The sequence below is a fragment of the Dyella solisilvae genome (assembly GCF_003351225.1).
In the GTDB taxonomy this organism is placed as follows: Bacteria; Pseudomonadota; Gammaproteobacteria; order Xanthomonadales; family Rhodanobacteraceae; genus Dyella; species Dyella solisilvae.
Genome location: NZ_QQSY01000003.1, coordinates 370,705 through 388,189, shown reverse-complemented (window position 1 = coordinate 388,189; position 17,485 = coordinate 370,705). Strand labels below are relative to the sequence as shown.

The window sequence follows — 17,485 nt, the reverse complement described above, 5'->3', positions numbered from 1 at the left end:
GCCCTCCTTCACAAGAGCCGCGCTGCGGGAGGGCGTCGCGCGTGCAACCAACGTCACCGCAAACCCCACAAAAAAAGCCCGCGGATCGCTCCGCGGGCTTCGGTGTTCCGTATGCAGCGATTACATGTGCTGCTGCGGGGGCGGCGTATCGGCCTTCACCGGCGCCTTGTAGTCTTCCAGGTCGCGGGCCTTGGTATCGACGACGCTGATCTTCTTCAGCACGCCACCGTCGTCGTAGTAGACGGTGAAGCCGTAGTCGATCTGCAGGCGCGCCATGTACTGCAGGTGCTGCTTGCGCACCTTGGAGTCGTCACTGGGCTCGAGCAGCACGGTCTTCGGCAACTTGCCCTGATCCTTGAGGTAGGCGAAGTGGCTGCCGGTATCCAGCGCCGAAAGCACGGCGCCATCGACGATGAACTGGCCGCTCTTGTACGCCTGGATCACGGCGTCGAACTGGCTCCTCATGTCGGCGGTGCGCACTTCGTCCTTGGCGCTGCCGCGATGGCAACCGGTCAGCACCAGCATGCTGCCCAGCAGGATGGCTGCGGCCCCACGGGTCAGCAGCGTGGAAAAACGGGTCATGCGGGATCTCCTGCAATGCATTGGTGTGAACATATCGAAGTGTAGCGCCGCCCCGGGCCCGTGCAGCGGCCCCGGACGGCAATCGTTCAGGCGCCCCGTGACCGCCTTCGCGTCTCGGGGCGCACAGAGTCAGGTGCGGGGCAAGGTCACGCCCTGCTGGCCCTGGTACTTGCCGCCACGATCCTTGTAGCTGGTCTCGCATTCCTCGTCGGACTCAAGGAACAACATCTGGGCCACGCCCTCGTTGGCGTAGATTTTTGCGGGCAGCGGCGTGGTGTTGGAGAACTCCAGCGTCACGTGGCCTTCCCACTCCGGCTCCAGCGGCGTCACGTTGACGATGATGCCGCAGCGCGCATAGGTGCTCTTGCCCAGGCAGATGGTCAACACCTTGCGCGGGATGCGGAAGTACTCGACCGTGCGCGCCAGCGCAAACGAGTTGGGCGGAATGATGCAGACGTCCGCCTCCACGTCGACGAAGCTGGTCGGGTCGAACGACTTCGGGTCGACGATGGTGGAGTTGATGTTGGTGAAGATCTTGAACTCGCGCGCGCAGCGGACGTCGTAGCCGTAGCTCGAGGTGCCATAGGACACCAGCTTGTCGCCGCCACGCGTCTTGATCTGGCCCGGCTCGAACGGCTCGATCATGCCGTGCTGCTCGGCCATGCGGCGGATCCACTTGTCGGATTTGATGCTCACTCAGACTCCCCGTTAACTCCGTGCCGGTTGCCCGATCAGGGCTAGGCATAAGGGGGAAAAAATAGCGGATCGACCGCCCGGTCGCCAGCCGAGCGGTTGACCGTCGCCGGGGACAGGCCCGCCGACCGCCCCGGCGTGCGCCCGTTTCATCGCAATATTTCGCAAGATGCGCGCAAGCCTTGAAGGCCAACCCATTGAAAACACGAGTGAATCGATCAGGTTGCCGCAAGCCCTTGGCTGAGCGCCCGCTAAATCCTGCCTCTCCTCCATGGTCAACATGCCCCCGCACGCCTCGTTCTTCGCTAGCACCCGGGTACGTCAACAACCATCAGCCAACGAGGAGAGCGCCATGCAGCACCGCAATCGTGTCCGTCGCATCGCTTTGATCGGTTTTGCCGCAACGACCCTCGGCCTGTCCGCCATCGCCGGCGCGCAGGAAGTACCCGTGAACCAGGATCTGCAGCGCAACGTGAACCAGGAGCAGCGCATCGACAACGGCATGCGCGACGGTCAACTCACCACGCGCGAGGCTTCGCAACTGGAGCAGGGCCAGGCCCATGTCGACCGCATGGAACAGCGCGACCTGAGCCGGGGACCGCTGACCGGCCAGGAGCAGACGCAGATCCAGCACGCGGAAAACGTGCAGAGTCGCGACATCTATCGCGACGCCCACAACAGCAACGAAGGCAACCCCAACTCCGCTTCGTCCCGCCGCATGCAGGCCGATGTCCAGCGCGACATCAACCAGCAGCGTCGCATCGATAACGGCGTGCGCAAGGGCTCGCTCAACAACGCGCAAACCGCCCGACTGGAAGGACGCGAGGCCCGGGTGGATCACATGGAGCGTCGCGCCGGCGCCAACGGCTACGTCAACCGCAACGAGCAGCGCCACGTCCAGCAGGCCGAGAACCGCAACAGCCGGGCCATCCACCGCAACAAGTGGCAGGGCCGGTAAGCAACAGTCGTTTCATCCGGACATGGGACGGGGAGCGCTGCCCCGTCCCGCCGGGGCCGAGCCGAGGCGCCTTGCCGCTCAGCGAGGCGTCGCGGCGAGCACGCCAGCCAGGGCATCCAGCGCGGCGCGGATTCGCATCGGCTGCACCGGGTCGCCAAGGATGGTCGCCACATCGCAGCCGGAGCCGGGCAACGGGACGGTGATGGAAGCGGGCTCGACCAGGCAAGCCGACATCGTGACGAGGATTTCGCGCAGGGCATCCTGCGCATGGTGCGAATCGCGCGCCGAGGCGTTCCACAGCACCACCGGCTTGCCCGGAAATTCCAGGCTGCCGACCAGCCAGTCGAGCAGGTTCTTGAACGCGCCGGGCACGCCATGGGCGTATTCGGGACAGGCGATCAACAGCGCGTCGCTACGGCCCACCGCATGGCGCAAGGCGGCTGCCGATGTTGGCAACGCGGCCATTTCCTCATCAGGATTGAACGGCGGCAAGCTGGCCAGCCCGTCATGGAGGCTAAAATGCAGCGACGGCGGCGCCAACTGAGCAGCTGCGCGCAACAGGGCGGTGTTGCCCGATTGCCGCCGCAGACTGCCGGACAGGCACAGCACGTGATGCGCCCTGCCCCGTCCGGCATCCGGACTCACGGCGTGCCCTGCACCATGATCTTGCCCAGACCGAGCGACTTGTTGCGCGGCTGTCTGGCCAATCGCCCGGCGGTATTGCGCGCGATCTCGCGGTAGCGCGCGGCGAGATCGGAGTCGGGTATCGCCACCACCGTCGGCGTGCCTCCATCGGCCTGCTCGCGGATGCGAATGTCCAGCGGCAGCGAACCCAGGTAGGCCACGCCGTACTGCGCAGCCATGCGCTCGCCGCCGCCCTCGCCGAAGATGTGTTCCTCGTGGCCGCAGTTCGAGCACACGTGGGTGGCCATGTTTTCCACCACGCCGAGCACCGGCACCTCGACCTTCTCGAACATCTTCAGCGCCTTGCGGGCGTCCAGCAATGCGATGTCCTGCGGCGTGGTGACGATGACCGCGCCGGCCACCGGCACCTTCTGCGACAGCGTGAGCTGGATGTCGCCCGTGCCCGGCGGCAGGTCGACCACCAGGTAGTCCAGCTGTTCCCAGCGGCTGTCGTTGAGCAGCTGCATCATGGCCTGGGTGACCATCGGGCCGCGCCAGATCATCGGGGTTTCCTCATCGACCAGGAAACCGATCGACATCGCCTGCAGGCCATGCGCCTCCATCGGCACGATGGTCTTGCCGTCCGGCGACTGCGGCTTGCCGCTGATGCCCAGCATGCGCGGCTGGCTGGGGCCGTAGATGTCCGCATCCAGCACGCCGACCTTGGCGCCTTCGGCGGCGAGCGCCAGCGCCAGGTTGGCCGACACCGTGGACTTGCCCACGCCGCCCTTGCCTGAGGCCACCACGATGATGTTCTTCACGCCCGGCAGCGGAGCCAGCGTGCCCTGAACCTTGTGCGGATAAATGCGCGAGCCGATCGACACGGCGGCGCTGGCGATGGCCGGATCAGCTTCGAGCGCCTGTTTCACCCGGGCGGCGATGGCATCGATGGCGTCAGCGGCGGGATAGCCGAGCTGGATGTCCACCGAAACGCGATCGCCGTCCACGCCCACGGCGCGCACGGCGTCGGCCATCGGCGCGCCGGTGTGGGTGTCTACAAGCTCGCCAAGAATGCGGCGTACCAGGGCTTCACTCGCCTGCGTCATATCGGGTCTGGGGCTGTTTTGGGGATGGCCCATTATGCCAGCGCGAGGCCCCCAGCCGGCCGACTGTGACGCTTTCGCACTGCCGCTTGACGGCCTTGCGCGGTCTCGGTCAGGCTCCGGCCATACTGACTCGTACGGGAGACCACCCATGAAGTCCCTGCTCCGCCTTGCTGTCGCCACCGCCCTGATGCTGGGCGCCGGCGCCGTTTTCGCCGCCGAGAACACCCCGGTCGGCACCTGGAAAACCATCGACGATGAAACCGGCAAGCCCAAGTCCATCGTCAAGATCACCGACGAAGGCGGCGAACTGAAGGCCACGGTGGTGGAAGTGCTGCAGTCCGAGGAAGGCCCGCACCCGATCTGCAAGAACTGCGACGGCGAGCGCAAGAACAAGCCGATCGAGGGCATGAACATCATGTGGGGCGTGCACAAGGACGGCGACATCTGGGATGGCGGCAAGATCCTCGACCCGAAGACCGGCAAGGTCTACAAGGTGAAGCTGCAGCCCAGCGAAGACGGCAGCAAGCTCACCGTGCGCGGTTATATCGGCTTTTCGCTGATCGGCCGCAGCCAGGAATGGCAGCGCCAGCAGTAAGTCCATGCTGCCGCCATCTCCCCGCGCGGGAGATGGCGCATCCGGCGCGCCCCCGGCAAGGTGGCGCCCCTCGCACGAAGCAAGTTGCCCTTATCGCTGCGCATTCACGCGCCAATGCGTGACGACGTCTTTGCGATCAAACGGATAGCGCATCTATCCACAGGCTTTCCGTGGACGGCCTCTCCAATTGTTTGATGGCTAACGGTTTTCCAGCGAGGTGGCGAAGGGCCACTCACAACTAAGTCACGACCTTCCTCGGCGCATTGCCTGTCGCAGACCGCCGTCGCCAGCTCTGGCGCGGAAATGGCTCTCTGATGCGGTTTTGCGTGATCACGAAATTCGCGCGCGAATTTCGTGATCACCGTGGGTCAGCCTAAAACAACCCCCTTAAGGGTTGCTGGGCTAACGGGAGTGCGGTGGAGCAGCCAGTCGGGCATAAGAGGGAGCGCGCACCGGAGCCCTTTTACCCCACGACGCGTGAGCCAGTGCTCACCGATGCGGATCCCGGTCACGCTGGACCGTGACTCCAGTGAGCGCAAAACGCCCAGTTGGTACTGACCAGCGAGCAGCAATCGGCTAGAGCCAGGCGCTACCGGGTGTAGCCAGATGGGGCCCCTTTTCGAGTTATGTGGCGGAATCAGCGTGCCGCGACTGATCCTCGAGCCAACCATTCAACGCCTACTCAAAATATTCTTCGTCGACTTTCTTTAGCTGAATGGTTTCTTCTACGCGGCAGCCAACGTTGTACCTGATCATCAGCTTAGCTAGCTGCCGGCCATCGATCAGAACGATACGCTTGCTGAGGAAATCAGCAGTTTCTCTCGCGGAGGGTGAAAAGGTGGAAGTGGTAACGAAAAGCCCCTTTGCTGCCTTAAAGCGATCCAGCGAACCGAAGAAGTCTCGAATCGCTCCTGACCCAACTTTGTTCCCGTCCGAGTAGCGCTTTGCCTGTACGTAAATACGATCCAAGCCCAAGGCATCCTGGTCGATTACGCCATCCACACCGCCATCACCACTCTTACCAAGCGCTCGCCCTGCCTCGCCGGCAGATCCCCCGTAGCCCATCGCCAGCAGCAATTGGACAACTAGGCGTTCAAAGAACTCGGGCGGAGCGGCAATGACGCGAGTAAGCAGATCGATACTCAGGTCATCATCCAGCTCTGCATGAGCTTTTCGAATAATTTCGTCCGGTGTCATGTGGCTTGCTTGAACTGCTTCTGCCACCGGCGAATCCTTACCGACGCTGTCGATACTGTTACTAGCTTCTCGGAACTGAACGAATTCTGGAAATTTTTCCAAAAAGCGAATGTCGATCCTTTCGGGTGGAATGGCCAGTACGTCACGCCCCCGGTCGGTTATCTTGAAATGTGCCCGCTTGGTCAGCTCGACCAGTCCTGCCTTGCCAAGATAGCTCTTTGCCCAATGAACACGATTAGCAAAGGTGGTCTGTTTTCCGGATGGCAAAAGTTCGGACCTCTCCTCGTCAGTCAGCTGGAATTTGTCAGCGAGCAATTGAACTACGTCGGAAATCTTCACCTCGCCCAATTCAGAGGAGCGCAGAACAGGAAGCATGAGGGTCTGGAAATCGGGAATGGCCATGTTCGGCAGGTACCTCATCGAAGTGGCATCGATTCGTGCGGTGGCTCGTTGGGGAGGATAGCGCCAACCCGGTGCCCATAATGAGCGCACTGCGGGTCATGACAAGGGTCAGCTAGGCGTCAACACTCCCCGCTTTTGAGTAGCACGACCGTTTGGAGTCCAAGCCCGCAATGCCAACGAGATTGGTCGTGAAGTCGCGGTTTACCGAATGGCGTCCGTCGCACTAGCAGCGCGCATGGTTGTGTAGGGATGAGACTCCTACTGATCCGCCCACTTGCTATCGTGAAAGCAGATACACCCATCCCGGCTCCTAAAGGATTTGCTCTCCGAGTCCCGCTGCGGGGACTGCCAGTGATCTACCTCGGCCTGGCCGGCCATGCCGTTAGGGTTGTTCGGGGGAGGCTGGTGCCTTTGCCGTCACAGACGTTGCTGTCGGGCCGAAATCCCAGCAAGCTGCTTAGGTCCGCCTACGACCCAAAACACGCACATTACGGACAGTCATTGTGGGTACGCGGCGCGCGCATACTTCGCCACAGCCTGCGCCTTCTGAGGGAAACCATGCTCACGATTGAACAATCGAGCTTCCTGCTTCATCACAAGGTTCCTTGGGACAAGGTTATGGACGCCACGGGCATTCGTAAAAAGGATTACCAGGCCTTCATGTCCAGCGAAGGTCTTTGGGTTGCGTACGGCGTTTCCCCCTGTCGAGAGGGCGGCCACACCCTGCGCACCCGCAGCGGGCACTGCGCCCAGTGCAATCCGGCGGCATTAGCGTTCTTGAGGCGGCACGATGAGCCTGGCTGGGTCTACATTGCAACTTCCGAAGAATCAGGGCTATGCAAGGTAGGCACCGCCAAGGACGTGCAGGCCCGCATTTCAATGCTCAATCGGATCGGCTATGGCTACGCCACGGATTGGGTAGCCTGCTGGGAGGTTGAGGTAGATCACGCCGGCAGAGTTGAGTCGGCGGTGCATCAGAGCCTGGCGGAATACCGGGCGGTGGGTGGGTATCTCGCCCCGGGCTATGGAGCCGAGTGCACCGAGCTATTCGACTGTGACGCAGATATGGCCTTGGATTCCCTGAATGACGTGCTGGCCAGTCTCGGGTGACCATTTGCGCGAGAGCCCCTCGCAACTGGGAAGTCGTCTAGGCGCTGATCGATCGGGGTCGGGCCTGGCCGTCCCAAGGCGGTGATCGTTCTGGGTTCCAAGGATCAAACCGTACGCTGCCGACCCAATGCAGACATCAGCGATCTGATCGAATGTTGATCAAAAGGCGGCTCTCGGAGCCGGCTTTGCGTAAATGGCAGCGGCAAGCTCTCTCGAAATTACGAAACGGTATTGGTTGCCATGAACGCAAGACACTGCGCAGATCTTCGTGCCGCCCTGACCAGCGATGCGCAGGGTCAGGTCGCTCAATGCGCAATTCTTTACCAGACTGTCCGCATAACCTGTGACAACTATACGTTAAGTCACTTTTCCACAGCTTTGTTCGCGCGCCATCCACAAGCGCTGTGGAAAACACACTGTCTACCCGCCGCGCCGGGCAAAAATTCGGCAGCGCGTAGCAAGTCGCTGGCGGCAAAACACAGAACCCGACTTTTCCACAGGCCTGCCCACGGCGCATTCATATAGGCGGTGGAAAACATTCCGCATGACGGTCCACGTCTCTGCCTCGCATGCGCACAGGCCACCCGCACGAACCCTTATCTGGTGCGGCTTTCCGACCATACTCACAACATTAACTCACAACTTTATTTCGCACTCGGAAACTCACAACGGACTCACAACAGCGCGGCGCGCTACCGCTGCAAAGCGCTGAACCCAAGCACAGCGCGCATTGCGAGGCGTCGAAATCTGTGTACGAGAAATCTCGATAAATACAATCGCTTAGAACGCTAAAATTGCGCTAAAAGTTAGGCGAAGTTAGTGCAACGTAGCGCAAGTTAGCGCAGCAAGATGCAGTGAATGTTTCACAGGCTTTTCCTGCGTGCATCCACATTCGCTGTGGAAAACATCCGGCGCATCGACAGGCCTCGCACCAAGTGCGCGCCTGCCCATGAGGAATTATTGACCCGCTTCGGCGCGGTGCACGGCCACGCCGCGCGCGGCGAAGGCTGAGCGGGTGGCGCGATCGGCCGAATGCTCCACCACCAGGTGCTGCACTCGCGACAGCTCCGCCACCTGATGCAGGGCCACGGCTTCGAGCTTGTCGTCGGTGGCCACCACCACGGTCTCATCGCTGGCCTCGATCATCGCGCGCTTGAACAGCGCCTCCTCGCCGTCGAATCCCCACAGTCCGTGCGCCGCGTCGATCGCGCAAGCGCCCGGAAAGCACAGGTCTGCCCGCACACGCCGCACCTGCTCCACCGCCTGTGCGCCTATCGTGCCGCCAATGGCGGGATCCACCCGGCCACCGATCAGCAACACCTCGAAACCTTCGCGATCGAGCAGCAGCTGCGCGATGTGCGGCGCATTGGTGATGACGGTCAGGCCCGCGTCCCGCGGCAGCGCCGCGGCGATCGCGGCGTTGGTGGTGCCCGCGTCGATCAGCAAGGTTTGCCCGGTCTGCACCAGGCTCACGGCCTTGCGCGCGAGCGCCTGTTTGCGCGCGGAATGTTCCATGCGGCGCTGCTTGAGTGGGGTGAGCGTGGCGGCGGGCAGCAGCGCGCCGCCGTACACGCGCTTGCACAGGCCCTGCGCCGCCAGTTCGCGCAGGTCGCGGCGAATGGAGTCCTCGGACACCTCGAACAGCTGCGCCAGCTCCGCCGCGACCACGCGTCCGTCGCCGCGCAGGCGGTCCAGGATGCGCTGCTGGCGCTCCTCCGGCAGCGCGCCGGACTGCAACGGCGCGGTCGTCGCCTTAGCCATCGGCGACCTCGCGCGGAAGCTCTCCCAGCAAACCGAGTTCCAACAGGTGCTCGCGCAAGCCATCGGCATCGCGGAACAACCAACCGTGCATGCCCAGCGCTTCGGCGGCGATCACGTTGCGCGCCGAGTCGTCGATATACAGCGCCGTGCGTGGATCGACCGCATAGCGATCCAGCAAACGCTGGTAGATGCGCAGGTCGGGTTTGACCAGCCGCTCCTCGCCCGACACCACGATGCCCTCGAACCAGCCGAGGAAGGGATAGAGCTGGCGCGCGATCGGGAAGGTCTCCTGCGACCAGTTGGTAAGCGCCAGCAGGCGCACGCCGCGTTGCTTCAGCGCCGCCAGCACGGCCACGCTCCCTTCGATGGGACCCACCAGGGTTTCCTCCCAGCGCAGGTGGTAGGCGTCGATCAGCGCCGCGTGCTCGGGGAATTGCCGGCGCAGCACGGCGGTGGCCTCGACCCAGGGACGCCCCGCATCCTGCTGCTCGTTCCACGCGCTATTGCAGACCTCGCGCAGGAACCACTCCACCTGCGACTCGTCATCGATCAGTTGCCGATACAGACGCCGCGGATCCCAGCCGATCAGCACGTTGCCCAGGTCGAAGATGACCGTATTCACCATCCTGCTCATCGCTGCACGATCCTCGCCGACAGGCTCACCAACACCAACAAGGCCGCCACGCCTCCGAACGCGATCGGCAGGCTGCTCGCATGCGCGACGAAACCGATCAGGGCCGGCCCGATCAGCAGGCCCACATAACCGAGGGTGGTCGCGGTGGCGATGGCAATCGCCGGCGGCGTGCCGGGCAACCGCCCTGCCGCGCTGAACAGCACCGGCACGATGTTGGACGCGCCAATGCCGATCAACACGAAGCCACCCAACGCCGCCGCCGCGCTGGGCACGCCGGCCACGATCAAGAAACCCACCGCCGCCAGGCAGCCGCCGATGCGCAGCGCCCAGGCCGGCCCGTGGCGGCCCACCAACCGATCACCCGCAAAGCGGCCAGCCGCCATCGCCACCGAGAAACCGGCGTAGCCGAAACCCGCCGAAGCCTCGGGCACACCACGGAAGTCGCGCATGAACACCGCGCTCCAGTCGAGCATCGCGCCCTCCGCCAGGAAGCTGACGAAACACAGCAATCCCAGCAGCCACGCCAGCGCATGCGGCATCCCCAACTTCGGCCGATGCGCGTGGGACGCCGTCGGCGCATCGTCGAGCAGACCTGCGCGCAACCACAGCACCAGCGCGAGCAGCAGCACGGCAACCAATGTCGCGGCCGGCGTCAGCGGCATGCCGAGGGCCAACAAGCCACTCATCACGGCCGCGCCAGCCAGTCCGCCCAGGCTGAAGAGACCATGAAAACCCGACATCAGGCGGCCGCCATCCATCCGTTCCACATCAACGGCATGTGCGTTCATCGCCACGTCGACCGCGCCCAGCATCACGCCGAAATAGAACAGCGTGGCGATCAGCGCCGCCACGCTGGTAACGAAGGCCAGCGCGGGTAGCGCCAGGCACATCAGCAGGCCCGAGGCCACGATCAGGGTGCGATTGCCCAGTCGATGGGCCAGCCAGCCGACGAACGGCATCGACACCATCGAGGCGCCGCCGAACACCAGCAGCGCGAGGCCGAGCTGGGCATCATCCAGCCCCAGTCGGGCCTTGGCGTACGGCACCATGGGCGCCCAGGTCGACATGCCGGTGCCGGCGACCAGGAAGATCAGCCGTGTCGATCGACGCGCGGCCGCCAGCGAGGCAGGTGGGGCGCCGATGAGGGCGATGTCGGGAGTGCGGTCCACGAAAACTCCTGCAGGCATCAATAGGCACGAATGTATATAACCGTGCAACATCGTGCAATCAAGCGACGAGGCTTATGCAGGCCTACGGCGGACAACCCGCGATCCCCGCCTCCGCCAGCATGCACAGTGCCGCGGCTTCCCGGATGATGACGCGCGAAGCATGGCGCCGGAACACCGCGGGCTTCAGCGCCGGCTTCCCCGGCCGTCCGAACGCCCCTCCATGCCATAATCAACAACCCCACCATCCGCCAACGCTGCCCATGAGCCGACGCCTTCTCGTCACCAACGCGCTGCCCTATGCCAATGGCCCGCTCCATCTTGGCCATCTGCTGGGCTACATCCAGGCCGACATCTGGGTGCGCGCGCAGCGGATGCAGGGCAACGAGGCGGTGTATGTCTGCGCAGATGACGCCCACGGCACGCCGATCATGCTGGCCGCCGAGAAGGCCGGCCTCTCGCCGGAAACCTATATCGAAGGCATCCGCGTCGGCCACGAGGCCGATTTCGCCGCCTTCCACGTGGCGTTCGACCACTACCACTCGACCCATTCGGAAGAAAACCGCGCGCTGGCCTCGCTGATTTATACGCGCCTGCGCGACGGCGGCTATATCGCGCGCCGCGATATCCAGCAGTTGTTCGATCCGGAAAAGGAAATGTTTCTTCCGGACCGCTACATCAAGGGCGCCTGCCCCAACTGCGGCACGCCGGACCAGTACGGCGACAACTGCGAGCACTGTGGCGCCACCTATGCGCCCACCGACCTGATCAACCCGTACTCGGTGATGTCCGGCGCGGCCCCGGTGCTGCGCGATTCGGAGCACTACTTCTTCGAACTCGGCAAGTTCGAGCCGCTGCTGCGCGACTGGTTCGCCGGCAAGCTCACCGGTGGCCAGCCGGTAGCCAACAGCGGCGTGGTGGCCAAGCTGCGCGAGTGGCTGGACGGCGGCCTGAAGGACTGGGACATCTCGCGCGATGCGCCCTACTTCGGCTTCCCCATCCCCGATGCGCCGGGCAAGTACTTCTACGTGTGGCTGGACGCGCCGGTGGGCTACCTCGCCAGCTTCAAGGCGCTGTGCGAGCGCACCGACCTGAAGTTCGAGGATTTCCTGGCGGCCGACAGCCGCGCCGAGATGCACCACTTCATCGGCAAGGACATCATCAACTTCCACGGCCTGTTCTGGCCGGCGATGCTGCACGGCGCAGGTTTCCGTACGCCGACCGCGCTGCACGTCAACGGCTATCTCACGGTCAACGGCGCGAAGATGTCCAAGTCGCGCGGCACCTTCATCAAGGCGCGCACCTACCTCGACGCCGGCCTGCATCCGGAGTTCCTGCGCTACTACTTCGCCAGCATGCTGGGCGATACGCCGGTGGACGTGGACCTGGACCTGAAGGCCTTCGAGGAGCGCGTGAACTCGCACCTCGTCGGCAAGTGGGTGAACATCGCCAGCCGCACCGCAGGCTTCGTGCACAAGTATTTCGACGGACGCCTTGCGCCGGGCTTCAGCCATGAGGAACGCGAGCTGTGGCGCGAGTTGCTGTCGCTCTACGGCGACGTGCCGGCGCTGTACAGCCACGGCGATTTCGCCGAAGTGGCGCGCCGCTTCGTGACCATGGCCGACCTGGTCAACGGCTACATCGCCACCAAGGCGCCGTGGGCCATGGCCAAGGACGAAAGCCTGCGCACCGAACTGCACCAGGTGTGCTCGTTCGCGCTGGCCGCGTTCCGCCTGCTGGCGGGCCTGCTCAAGCCGGTGCTGCCCGTCACGGTGGAAGCCGCCGAGCGCTTCCTGGCCGCTCCGATCAGCGGCTTCGATGACGCGCGCGCCGAACTGCACAACCATACCGTCAACGTGTTCGAGCCCCTGCTCGCACGTATCGATCCCAAGCATGTCGAAGCGATGGTGGAGATGTCCAAGGACTCCCTCGCCCCCGCCGAAACCAAGCCTGCCCCCAAGAAGCCCAAGGATTCCAGCAAGACCATGAGCGAGACCAGCGCCACCCCGAACCCCGCCGTCGACGGCGCCGCCATCATCGGCATCGACGACTTCGCCAAGCTCGACCTGCGCATCGGCAAGGTGCTGGTGTGCGAATTCGTGGACGGCTCGGACAAGCTGCTGCGTTTCGAACTGGACGCCGGCCCGCTGGGCAAGCGCCAGATCTTCTCCGGCATCCGCGCCGCCTATGCCGAACCGGACAAGCTGGTCGGCCGCAACGTGGTGTTCATCGCCAACCTGGCGCCGCGCAAGATGCGCTTCGGCCTCTCGGAGGGCATGATCCTGTCGGCCGGCGACGGCGGCAGCGACCTGTTCCTGCTCGACGCCGACCAGGGCGCGAAGCCGGGCGCGACTGTTCGCTGATCCCATGACGCTCGCTGACCGCATCGACGCGCTGCTGCCGCAGACGCAATGCGAGCAATGCGGTTACCACGGTTGCCGTCCCTATGCGGAGGCGATCGCGCGCGGCGAGGCGAAGATCAACCAGTGCCCGCCCGGCGGCGCCGCCGGCATCGCCCGTCTCGCCGCCTTGCTGGACGTGCCCGAGCTGCCGCTCGATCCCGAACATGGGGTCGAGAAGCCGCGCATGCTGGCGCGCGTGGTCGAGGCCGATTGCATCGGTTGCACCAAATGCATCCAGGCCTGCCCGGTCGACGCCATCGTGGGTGCGGCCAAGCTGATGCATACGGTGATCGCCGACGACTGCACCGGATGTGAGCTGTGCGTGCCCGCCTGCCCGGTCGACTGCATCGTGCTCGAGCCGATGCCGCTCTCGCAGGTCGATGATCCGGCCCACGCCGACGCCGCCCGCGCGCATTTCCAGCGGCGCGAGACGCGACTGGCGCGAGAGCAGGCGCAGCGCGAATCGGAACTGGCCGCGCGCAAGGCCGAGGTCACGGTTACCACCGAAACCAATCCCGTGCTCGCCGCGCTCGCCCGCGCAAGGGCCAAACAGCAAGGAAAGCCTTAGGGAATCCTGATGAAAAAGGCCGATGTCGTCGAGTTGTTCACCCGACTGCGCGAACTGGATCCACACCCGACCACCGAGCTCAACTACACGACACCTTTCGAGCTGCTCGTCGCGGTGGTGCTGTCGGCGCAGGCGACCGACGTGGGCGTGAACAAGGCGACAAAAAAGCTTTACCCCGTCGCTAACACGCCGCAGGCCATCCTCGACCTGGGCGAGGAGAGGCTCAAGCAGTTCATCAGCACGATCGGCCTGTTCAACAGCAAGGCCAAGAATGTGATCTCGCTGTGTCGCATCCTGGTCGAGCAGTATCAGGGCGACGTGCCACGCACGCGCGACGCGCTCGAGGCGCTTCCGGGCGTCGGCCGCAAGACCGCGAACGTGGTGCTCAACACGGCGTTCGGCCATCCGACCATCGCGGTGGACACGCACATCTTCCGCGTCGCCAACCGCACTGGTCTCGCCTCCGGCAAAGACGTGCGCGCGGTCGAGGACAAGCTGGAGAAGGTCGTGCCCGGTGAATTCAAGCAGGACGCGCATCACTGGCTGATCCTTCACGGACGTTACGTGTGCAAGGCGCGCAAGCCCGATTGTCCGCGTTGCGTCATACGCGACCTGTGCCGTTACAAGGAAAAGACCGTCGACGCCTGATCGACCATGACGAGTGGCATAGACAACGTGTTGCTTCGTGCGAAGCCTCACGTTTTCCTCAGCGTTCCGAGCAACTTCCTCAAGCAAATAGCCTGCTGCCGGCCTATGGTCATACCTCCCCCGGACCGCTCCCCGTTTAGGAGGCCAAACCATGAAACGCCTGATCATCCCCACCATCGTCGCACTCGGCTTCACTTGCTTTAGCCAGGCTTACGCCGCTGTCGAGACCTACACGGTCGACGAGGCTGGCGGTTACGCCATCATGGGTTTCGTTGGAAACACTCCCGAGGACTTCGCCCTCGCGCAGAAGCAGGCGAACAGTTGGGAACTGCAACGCCATCTCGACCTCAAGCCGCAGTCGGTCAAGGCTGTCGCCATCGACGGATCCAAGGGCGTCGCCATGAATGACGCTCAGCTTCGCCACGCCATCGAGGCGGCCGCGCTGGCCAAGAGTCCGTGAATGGTTGCACGGCTTAACCTTTTGACCGGCGCCCCATGGGGCGCCACCACAGGGAGGAAGACGGCGGGCAGGAGCCCGCCGTCTTTCTTTATGTGCAGGCAAGCCGATTGACGGCGCGCGTCTCGCGCGCCAACGTGACGGCGCCCGTGCCGAAGGCCGGGGCAAAAGATCCACAAAAGGATGGCCGCGGATCATGCCGGTGAGCGACGGCATGGGCCACGCTCTCCCGAGGCCGACACGGGTGTCATGGCATGCATATTCTGCTGGTAGAAGACGATGCCGAACTGGGCGCCGCCATCAAGCACGCCCTCGAGCACCAGTCGTACGCGGTGACCTGGCTGCGCGATGGTCGCGAAGCCACCGAGGCGCTGCGCGGCGACCCCGTTGACCTGGTGTTGCTGGACCTCGGACTGCCCGGCAAGGACGGGTTGGAAGTGCTGGCCGAGGCGCGGCGCGCCGGCGTGAAGACGCCCGTGCTGGTGATGACCGCGCGCGACGCGCTGGAGATGCGCATCCGCGGCCTCGACCTCGGCGCGGACGATTACCTGGTCAAGCCCTTCCACCTGGGCGAGCTTTCCGCGCGCATCCGCTCGCTGACCCGGCGCACCCAGGGCCTGGCGGACAACCTGGTCGAGGTCGGCGGCCTGCGCCTCAACCTCGCCACGGCCGAAGTGGAGTTCCGCGGCGAAAAGGTCAGCCTCACCCGTCGCGAATTCGCCCTGCTGCGCGTGCTGATGGAGCGCGCGGGGCGCATCGTGCGGCGCGAAACCCTGGAGAATTCCGTGTACGGACTGGACACCGTGGTCGAACGAAATGCCATCGAGGTGCAGGTGCACTGGCTGCGCCGCAAGCTGAGCTCGGAGGTAATCCACACGGTGCGCGGCATCGGCTACATGATTCCCCGTGACCCCCAATGACACCCCACCCCGCGAGCCTTCGAACCCGCCTGACCTGGCTGATCATCGCGGTGATGGTGGCCGTGCTGATCCCGCTGGGCTGGATCAGCTACCGTCGCGAGCTGCGCGAGATGAACGAGCTGCTCGACGGCCGACTGGCCCAGGCCGGCCGCACGCTGGGGACGCTGATCGCGCATGGCCAACTGCCCATGCGCGAGCCAGACCTGCCCAACGTCGCGCAAAGCGGCGATGGCCACCACAAGGGCGTGGTGGTCTCCGTGCATCCGCACAACTATGAGCCCGAGGTGGGCTTCCAGGCCTACGATCCGCAGGGCGACCTGATCGCCGCCACGTCCAACCTCGCTGACCTGCCGCCTCCGACGGCGGACGAACGCGGTTTCCGCGACATCCAGCACGAAGGCCGGCAGTGGCGCACCTTCACCCTGCAGAACCGCACCAACCTGGTTATCCGCATTGGCGAACGCTCCGACAATCGCGCCGACATCGCACGCGGGCTGGTGATCGAGCACACCTTGCCGCTGCTGATCGGGCTGCCCCTGCTGGCCCTGCTGGTGAGTCTGGCGGTGAAGCGGGGCCTGCGACCGGTCGCCGTGCTGACCGAGATGCTGGACCGGCGCACGCCCGGCAGCCGCAAGCCGATGCCGGCCAATCTGGCGCCGGCCGAGATCAAGCCGTTGATCGCCGCACTGAACCAGCAGTTGGAACGACTGGAAGACGCGCTGGACCGTGAGCACCGGTTCGCCACCGATGTGGCGCACGAACTGCGCACGCCGCTCGCCGCCACCATGATCCATCTCGAAAGCGCGATGATCGCCGACGATCCCGGCGAGGTGGAATACACGGTGCGCCACGCGCAGCAAAGCATGGCGCGACTAGGTCGGCGCATCGAGCAGATCCTGGCGATGGCGCGCCTGGAAGCCGGCGCGGCGTCCCAGCAGCGCACGCGGCTGGAACTCTCCCGGCTGGCGACCGAGGTTATCGAGGAACTGGCGCCGCTGATCGCCGAAAAGGACATCGCGTTCAGTCTCAACCACGACGATGCCCCCATCCACGTGCTGGGCCACGAGGTCGCGTTGACCGCGATGTTCCGCAACCTGATCGAAAACGCGTTGCGCTACACCGAGAACGGCGGCCAGGTGGAAGTGGCCCTGCGGCGGGACGGCGACCACGCGCTCATCGACATCTGCGACAACGGGCCCGGCATCCCCGAAGACCGGCGCCAAGCGGTGTTCCAGCGTTTCCACCGCGAGGTGGAGAGCGCCACCCGGGGCTTCGGCCTGGGCCTGAGCATCGTCCAGCGCGCGATCGAGCTGCATGGGGCCTCGATCGAACTGCTGGAATCGCCACTGGGGCGTGGCCTGCTGGTGCGCATCCGCATGCTGGCCGAGCCGGACTGAGCGACAGCGTCCGCCGGGGCGCTCCGCCACCCTCCAACTCACCCGGGCGCTGGGTCCGCCACCCCTCCCTACCCGGCGCAGCGGGGGGCGGGTCAGCCGGCATCGCGGCCGCCAGCCTCCCGCACAGCCACCTTTCAGCCACCCAAAAGGTTTCCACAAGATTGCCTTGCGAAGATGCCGCCATCGGGCCCCGCCCCGCATCGAGCCAAGCCATGACGATCTGCCGCCGCACCCTGCCCCGCTCCGGACCGCCTCGCTGAGTTCC

The 17,485-nt window shown here is 64.6% G+C and carries 17 protein-coding genes; 9 read left to right on the top strand and 8 right to left on the bottom strand.

Features of this window, described 5'->3' with window-relative positions:
• Nucleotides 1–120: 120 nt before the first annotated feature.
• Nucleotides 121–582, bottom strand: coding sequence for a hypothetical protein (locus DVT68_RS13875; protein ID WP_114825681.1), 462 nt, complete (start codon nucleotides 580–582; stop codon nucleotides 121–123).
• A 129-nt stretch (nucleotides 583–711) separates the two neighbouring features.
• Nucleotides 712–1,278, bottom strand: a complete 567-nt coding sequence (gene dcd, locus DVT68_RS13870) for a dCTP deaminase (RefSeq protein ID WP_114825680.1) — start codon at nucleotides 1,276–1,278, stop codon at nucleotides 712–714.
• 349 nt (nucleotides 1,279–1,627) lie between these two features.
• Here dcd and DVT68_RS13865 point away from each other — a divergent pair, with 349 nt between their 5' ends.
• Nucleotides 1,628–2,233 (top strand): hypothetical protein, encoded by a 606-nt coding sequence (locus tag DVT68_RS13865; RefSeq protein WP_199536066.1) that lies wholly within the window; start codon nucleotides 1,628–1,630, stop codon nucleotides 2,231–2,233.
• 78 nt (nucleotides 2,234–2,311) lie between these two features.
• On the opposite strand, the gene DVT68_RS13860 is transcribed toward DVT68_RS13865, so the two are convergent.
• Nucleotides 2,312–2,878: an NADPH-dependent FMN reductase gene (locus DVT68_RS13860; RefSeq protein ID WP_233523471.1), complete on the bottom strand. Its 567-nt coding sequence runs from the start codon at nucleotides 2,876–2,878 to the stop codon at nucleotides 2,312–2,314.
• Complete coding sequence (gene apbC / locus DVT68_RS13855) at nucleotides 2,875–3,963, bottom strand: iron-sulfur cluster carrier protein ApbC (protein ID WP_114825678.1); 1,089 nt, start codon at nucleotides 3,961–3,963, stop codon at nucleotides 2,875–2,877. Before apbC ends, DVT68_RS13860 begins: the two co-directional genes overlap by 4 nt.
• Before the next feature lie 148 nt (nucleotides 3,964–4,111).
• On the opposite strand from apbC, the gene DVT68_RS13850 reads away from it, so the two are divergent.
• On the top strand, nucleotides 4,112–4,558 hold the full coding sequence (locus tag DVT68_RS13850; RefSeq protein ID WP_114825677.1) for a DUF2147 domain-containing protein: 447 nt from the start codon (nucleotides 4,112–4,114) through the stop codon (nucleotides 4,556–4,558).
• A gap of 678 nt (nucleotides 4,559–5,236) precedes the next feature.
• Here the strand turns inward: DVT68_RS13850 and DVT68_RS13845 are convergent.
• A complete protein-coding gene (locus DVT68_RS13845; RefSeq protein ID WP_114825853.1) occupies nucleotides 5,237–6,157 on the bottom strand; it encodes a restriction endonuclease in 921 nt (306 codons plus the stop codon).
• A gap of 558 nt (nucleotides 6,158–6,715) precedes the next feature.
• Here DVT68_RS13845 and DVT68_RS20455 point away from each other — a divergent pair.
• On the top strand, nucleotides 6,716–7,267 hold the full coding sequence (locus DVT68_RS20455) for a GIY-YIG nuclease family protein (protein ID WP_158543508.1): 552 nt from the start codon (nucleotides 6,716–6,718) through the stop codon (nucleotides 7,265–7,267).
• A gap of 957 nt (nucleotides 7,268–8,224) precedes the next feature.
• Here the strand turns inward: DVT68_RS20455 and DVT68_RS13835 are convergent.
• The 3 genes from DVT68_RS13835 to DVT68_RS13825 are packed head-to-tail and all read right to left on the bottom strand — an operon-like array spanning nucleotide 8,225 to nucleotide 10,831.
• Complete coding sequence (locus DVT68_RS13835) at nucleotides 8,225–9,028, bottom strand: DeoR/GlpR family DNA-binding transcription regulator (RefSeq protein ID WP_114825675.1); 804 nt, start codon at nucleotides 9,026–9,028, stop codon at nucleotides 8,225–8,227.
• Nucleotides 9,021–9,662 carry an HAD family hydrolase gene (locus DVT68_RS13830; RefSeq protein WP_114825674.1) on the bottom strand — a complete coding sequence of 214 codons (642 nt, stop codon included), beginning with the start codon at nucleotides 9,660–9,662 and terminating at the stop codon, nucleotides 9,021–9,023. The genes DVT68_RS13835 and DVT68_RS13830 overlap by 8 nt, the downstream gene beginning before the upstream one ends.
• Nucleotides 9,659–10,831, bottom strand: coding sequence for an MFS transporter (locus DVT68_RS13825; RefSeq protein WP_233523470.1), 1,173 nt, complete (start codon nucleotides 10,829–10,831; stop codon nucleotides 9,659–9,661). Before DVT68_RS13825 ends, DVT68_RS13830 begins: the two co-directional genes overlap by 4 nt.
• 260 nt (nucleotides 10,832–11,091) lie before the next feature.
• Between DVT68_RS13825 and metG the strand changes: the two genes are divergently transcribed.
• From metG to DVT68_RS13795, 6 genes are all read left to right on the top strand, one after another.
• Nucleotides 11,092–13,191, top strand: a complete 2,100-nt coding sequence (gene metG / locus DVT68_RS13820; protein WP_114825672.1) for a methionine--tRNA ligase — start codon at nucleotides 11,092–11,094, stop codon at nucleotides 13,189–13,191.
• 4 nt (nucleotides 13,192–13,195) lie between these two features.
• Nucleotides 13,196–13,798 carry an RnfABCDGE type electron transport complex subunit B gene (locus DVT68_RS13815; protein ID WP_114825671.1) on the top strand — a complete coding sequence of 201 codons (603 nt, stop codon included), beginning with the start codon at nucleotides 13,196–13,198 and terminating at the stop codon, nucleotides 13,796–13,798.
• 9 nt (nucleotides 13,799–13,807) lie between these two features.
• On the top strand, nucleotides 13,808–14,446 hold the full coding sequence (gene nth / locus DVT68_RS13810; protein WP_114825670.1) for an endonuclease III: 639 nt from the start codon (nucleotides 13,808–13,810) through the stop codon (nucleotides 14,444–14,446).
• A 151-nt stretch (nucleotides 14,447–14,597) separates the two neighbouring features.
• Nucleotides 14,598–14,906, top strand: coding sequence for a hypothetical protein (locus DVT68_RS13805; RefSeq protein WP_114825669.1), 309 nt, complete (start codon nucleotides 14,598–14,600; stop codon nucleotides 14,904–14,906).
• Nucleotides 14,907–15,157: 251 nt separating this feature from the next.
• Complete coding sequence (locus DVT68_RS13800; protein WP_114825668.1) at nucleotides 15,158–15,823, top strand: response regulator; 666 nt, start codon at nucleotides 15,158–15,160, stop codon at nucleotides 15,821–15,823.
• A complete protein-coding gene (locus DVT68_RS13795) occupies nucleotides 15,820–17,220 on the top strand; it encodes a sensor histidine kinase (protein ID WP_114825667.1) in 1,401 nt (466 codons plus the stop codon). The genes DVT68_RS13800 and DVT68_RS13795 overlap by 4 nt, the downstream gene beginning before the upstream one ends.
• Nucleotides 17,221–17,485 lie beyond the last annotated feature (265 nt).

What these genes read in the sequence shown, in the direction of transcription:
- DVT68_RS13875 (WP_114825681.1), bottom strand. Translation starts at nt 582, where the DNA reads ATGACCCGTTTTTCCACGCTGCTGACCCGTGGGGCCGCAGCCATCCTG.
- DVT68_RS13865 (WP_199536066.1), top strand. Translation starts at nt 1,628, where the DNA reads ATGCAGCACCGCAATCGTGTCCGTCGCATCGCTTTGATCGGTTTTGCC.
- apbC (WP_114825678.1), bottom strand. Translation starts at nt 3,963, where the DNA reads ATGACGCAGGCGAGTGAAGCCCTGGTACGCCGCATTCTTGGCGAGCTT.
- DVT68_RS13850 (WP_114825677.1), top strand. Translation starts at nt 4,112, where the DNA reads ATGAAGTCCCTGCTCCGCCTTGCTGTCGCCACCGCCCTGATGCTGGGC.
- DVT68_RS13845 (WP_114825853.1), bottom strand. Translation starts at nt 6,157, where the DNA reads ATGGCCATTCCCGATTTCCAGACCCTCATGCTTCCTGTTCTGCGCTCC.
- DVT68_RS20455 (WP_158543508.1), top strand. Translation starts at nt 6,716, where the DNA reads ATGCTCACGATTGAACAATCGAGCTTCCTGCTTCATCACAAGGTTCCT.
- DVT68_RS13835 (WP_114825675.1), bottom strand. Translation starts at nt 9,028, where the DNA reads ATGGCTAAGGCGACGACCGCGCCGTTGCAGTCCGGCGCGCTGCCGGAG.
- DVT68_RS13830 (WP_114825674.1), bottom strand. Translation starts at nt 9,662, where the DNA reads ATGAGCAGGATGGTGAATACGGTCATCTTCGACCTGGGCAACGTGCTG.
- metG (WP_114825672.1), top strand. Translation starts at nt 11,092, where the DNA reads ATGAGCCGACGCCTTCTCGTCACCAACGCGCTGCCCTATGCCAATGGC.
- DVT68_RS13815 (WP_114825671.1), top strand. Translation starts at nt 13,196, where the DNA reads ATGACGCTCGCTGACCGCATCGACGCGCTGCTGCCGCAGACGCAATGC.
- nth (WP_114825670.1), top strand. Translation starts at nt 13,808, where the DNA reads ATGAAAAAGGCCGATGTCGTCGAGTTGTTCACCCGACTGCGCGAACTG.
- DVT68_RS13805 (WP_114825669.1), top strand. Translation starts at nt 14,598, where the DNA reads ATGAAACGCCTGATCATCCCCACCATCGTCGCACTCGGCTTCACTTGC.
- DVT68_RS13800 (WP_114825668.1), top strand. Translation starts at nt 15,158, where the DNA reads ATGCATATTCTGCTGGTAGAAGACGATGCCGAACTGGGCGCCGCCATC.
- DVT68_RS13795 (WP_114825667.1), top strand. Translation starts at nt 15,820, where the DNA reads ATGACACCCCACCCCGCGAGCCTTCGAACCCGCCTGACCTGGCTGATC.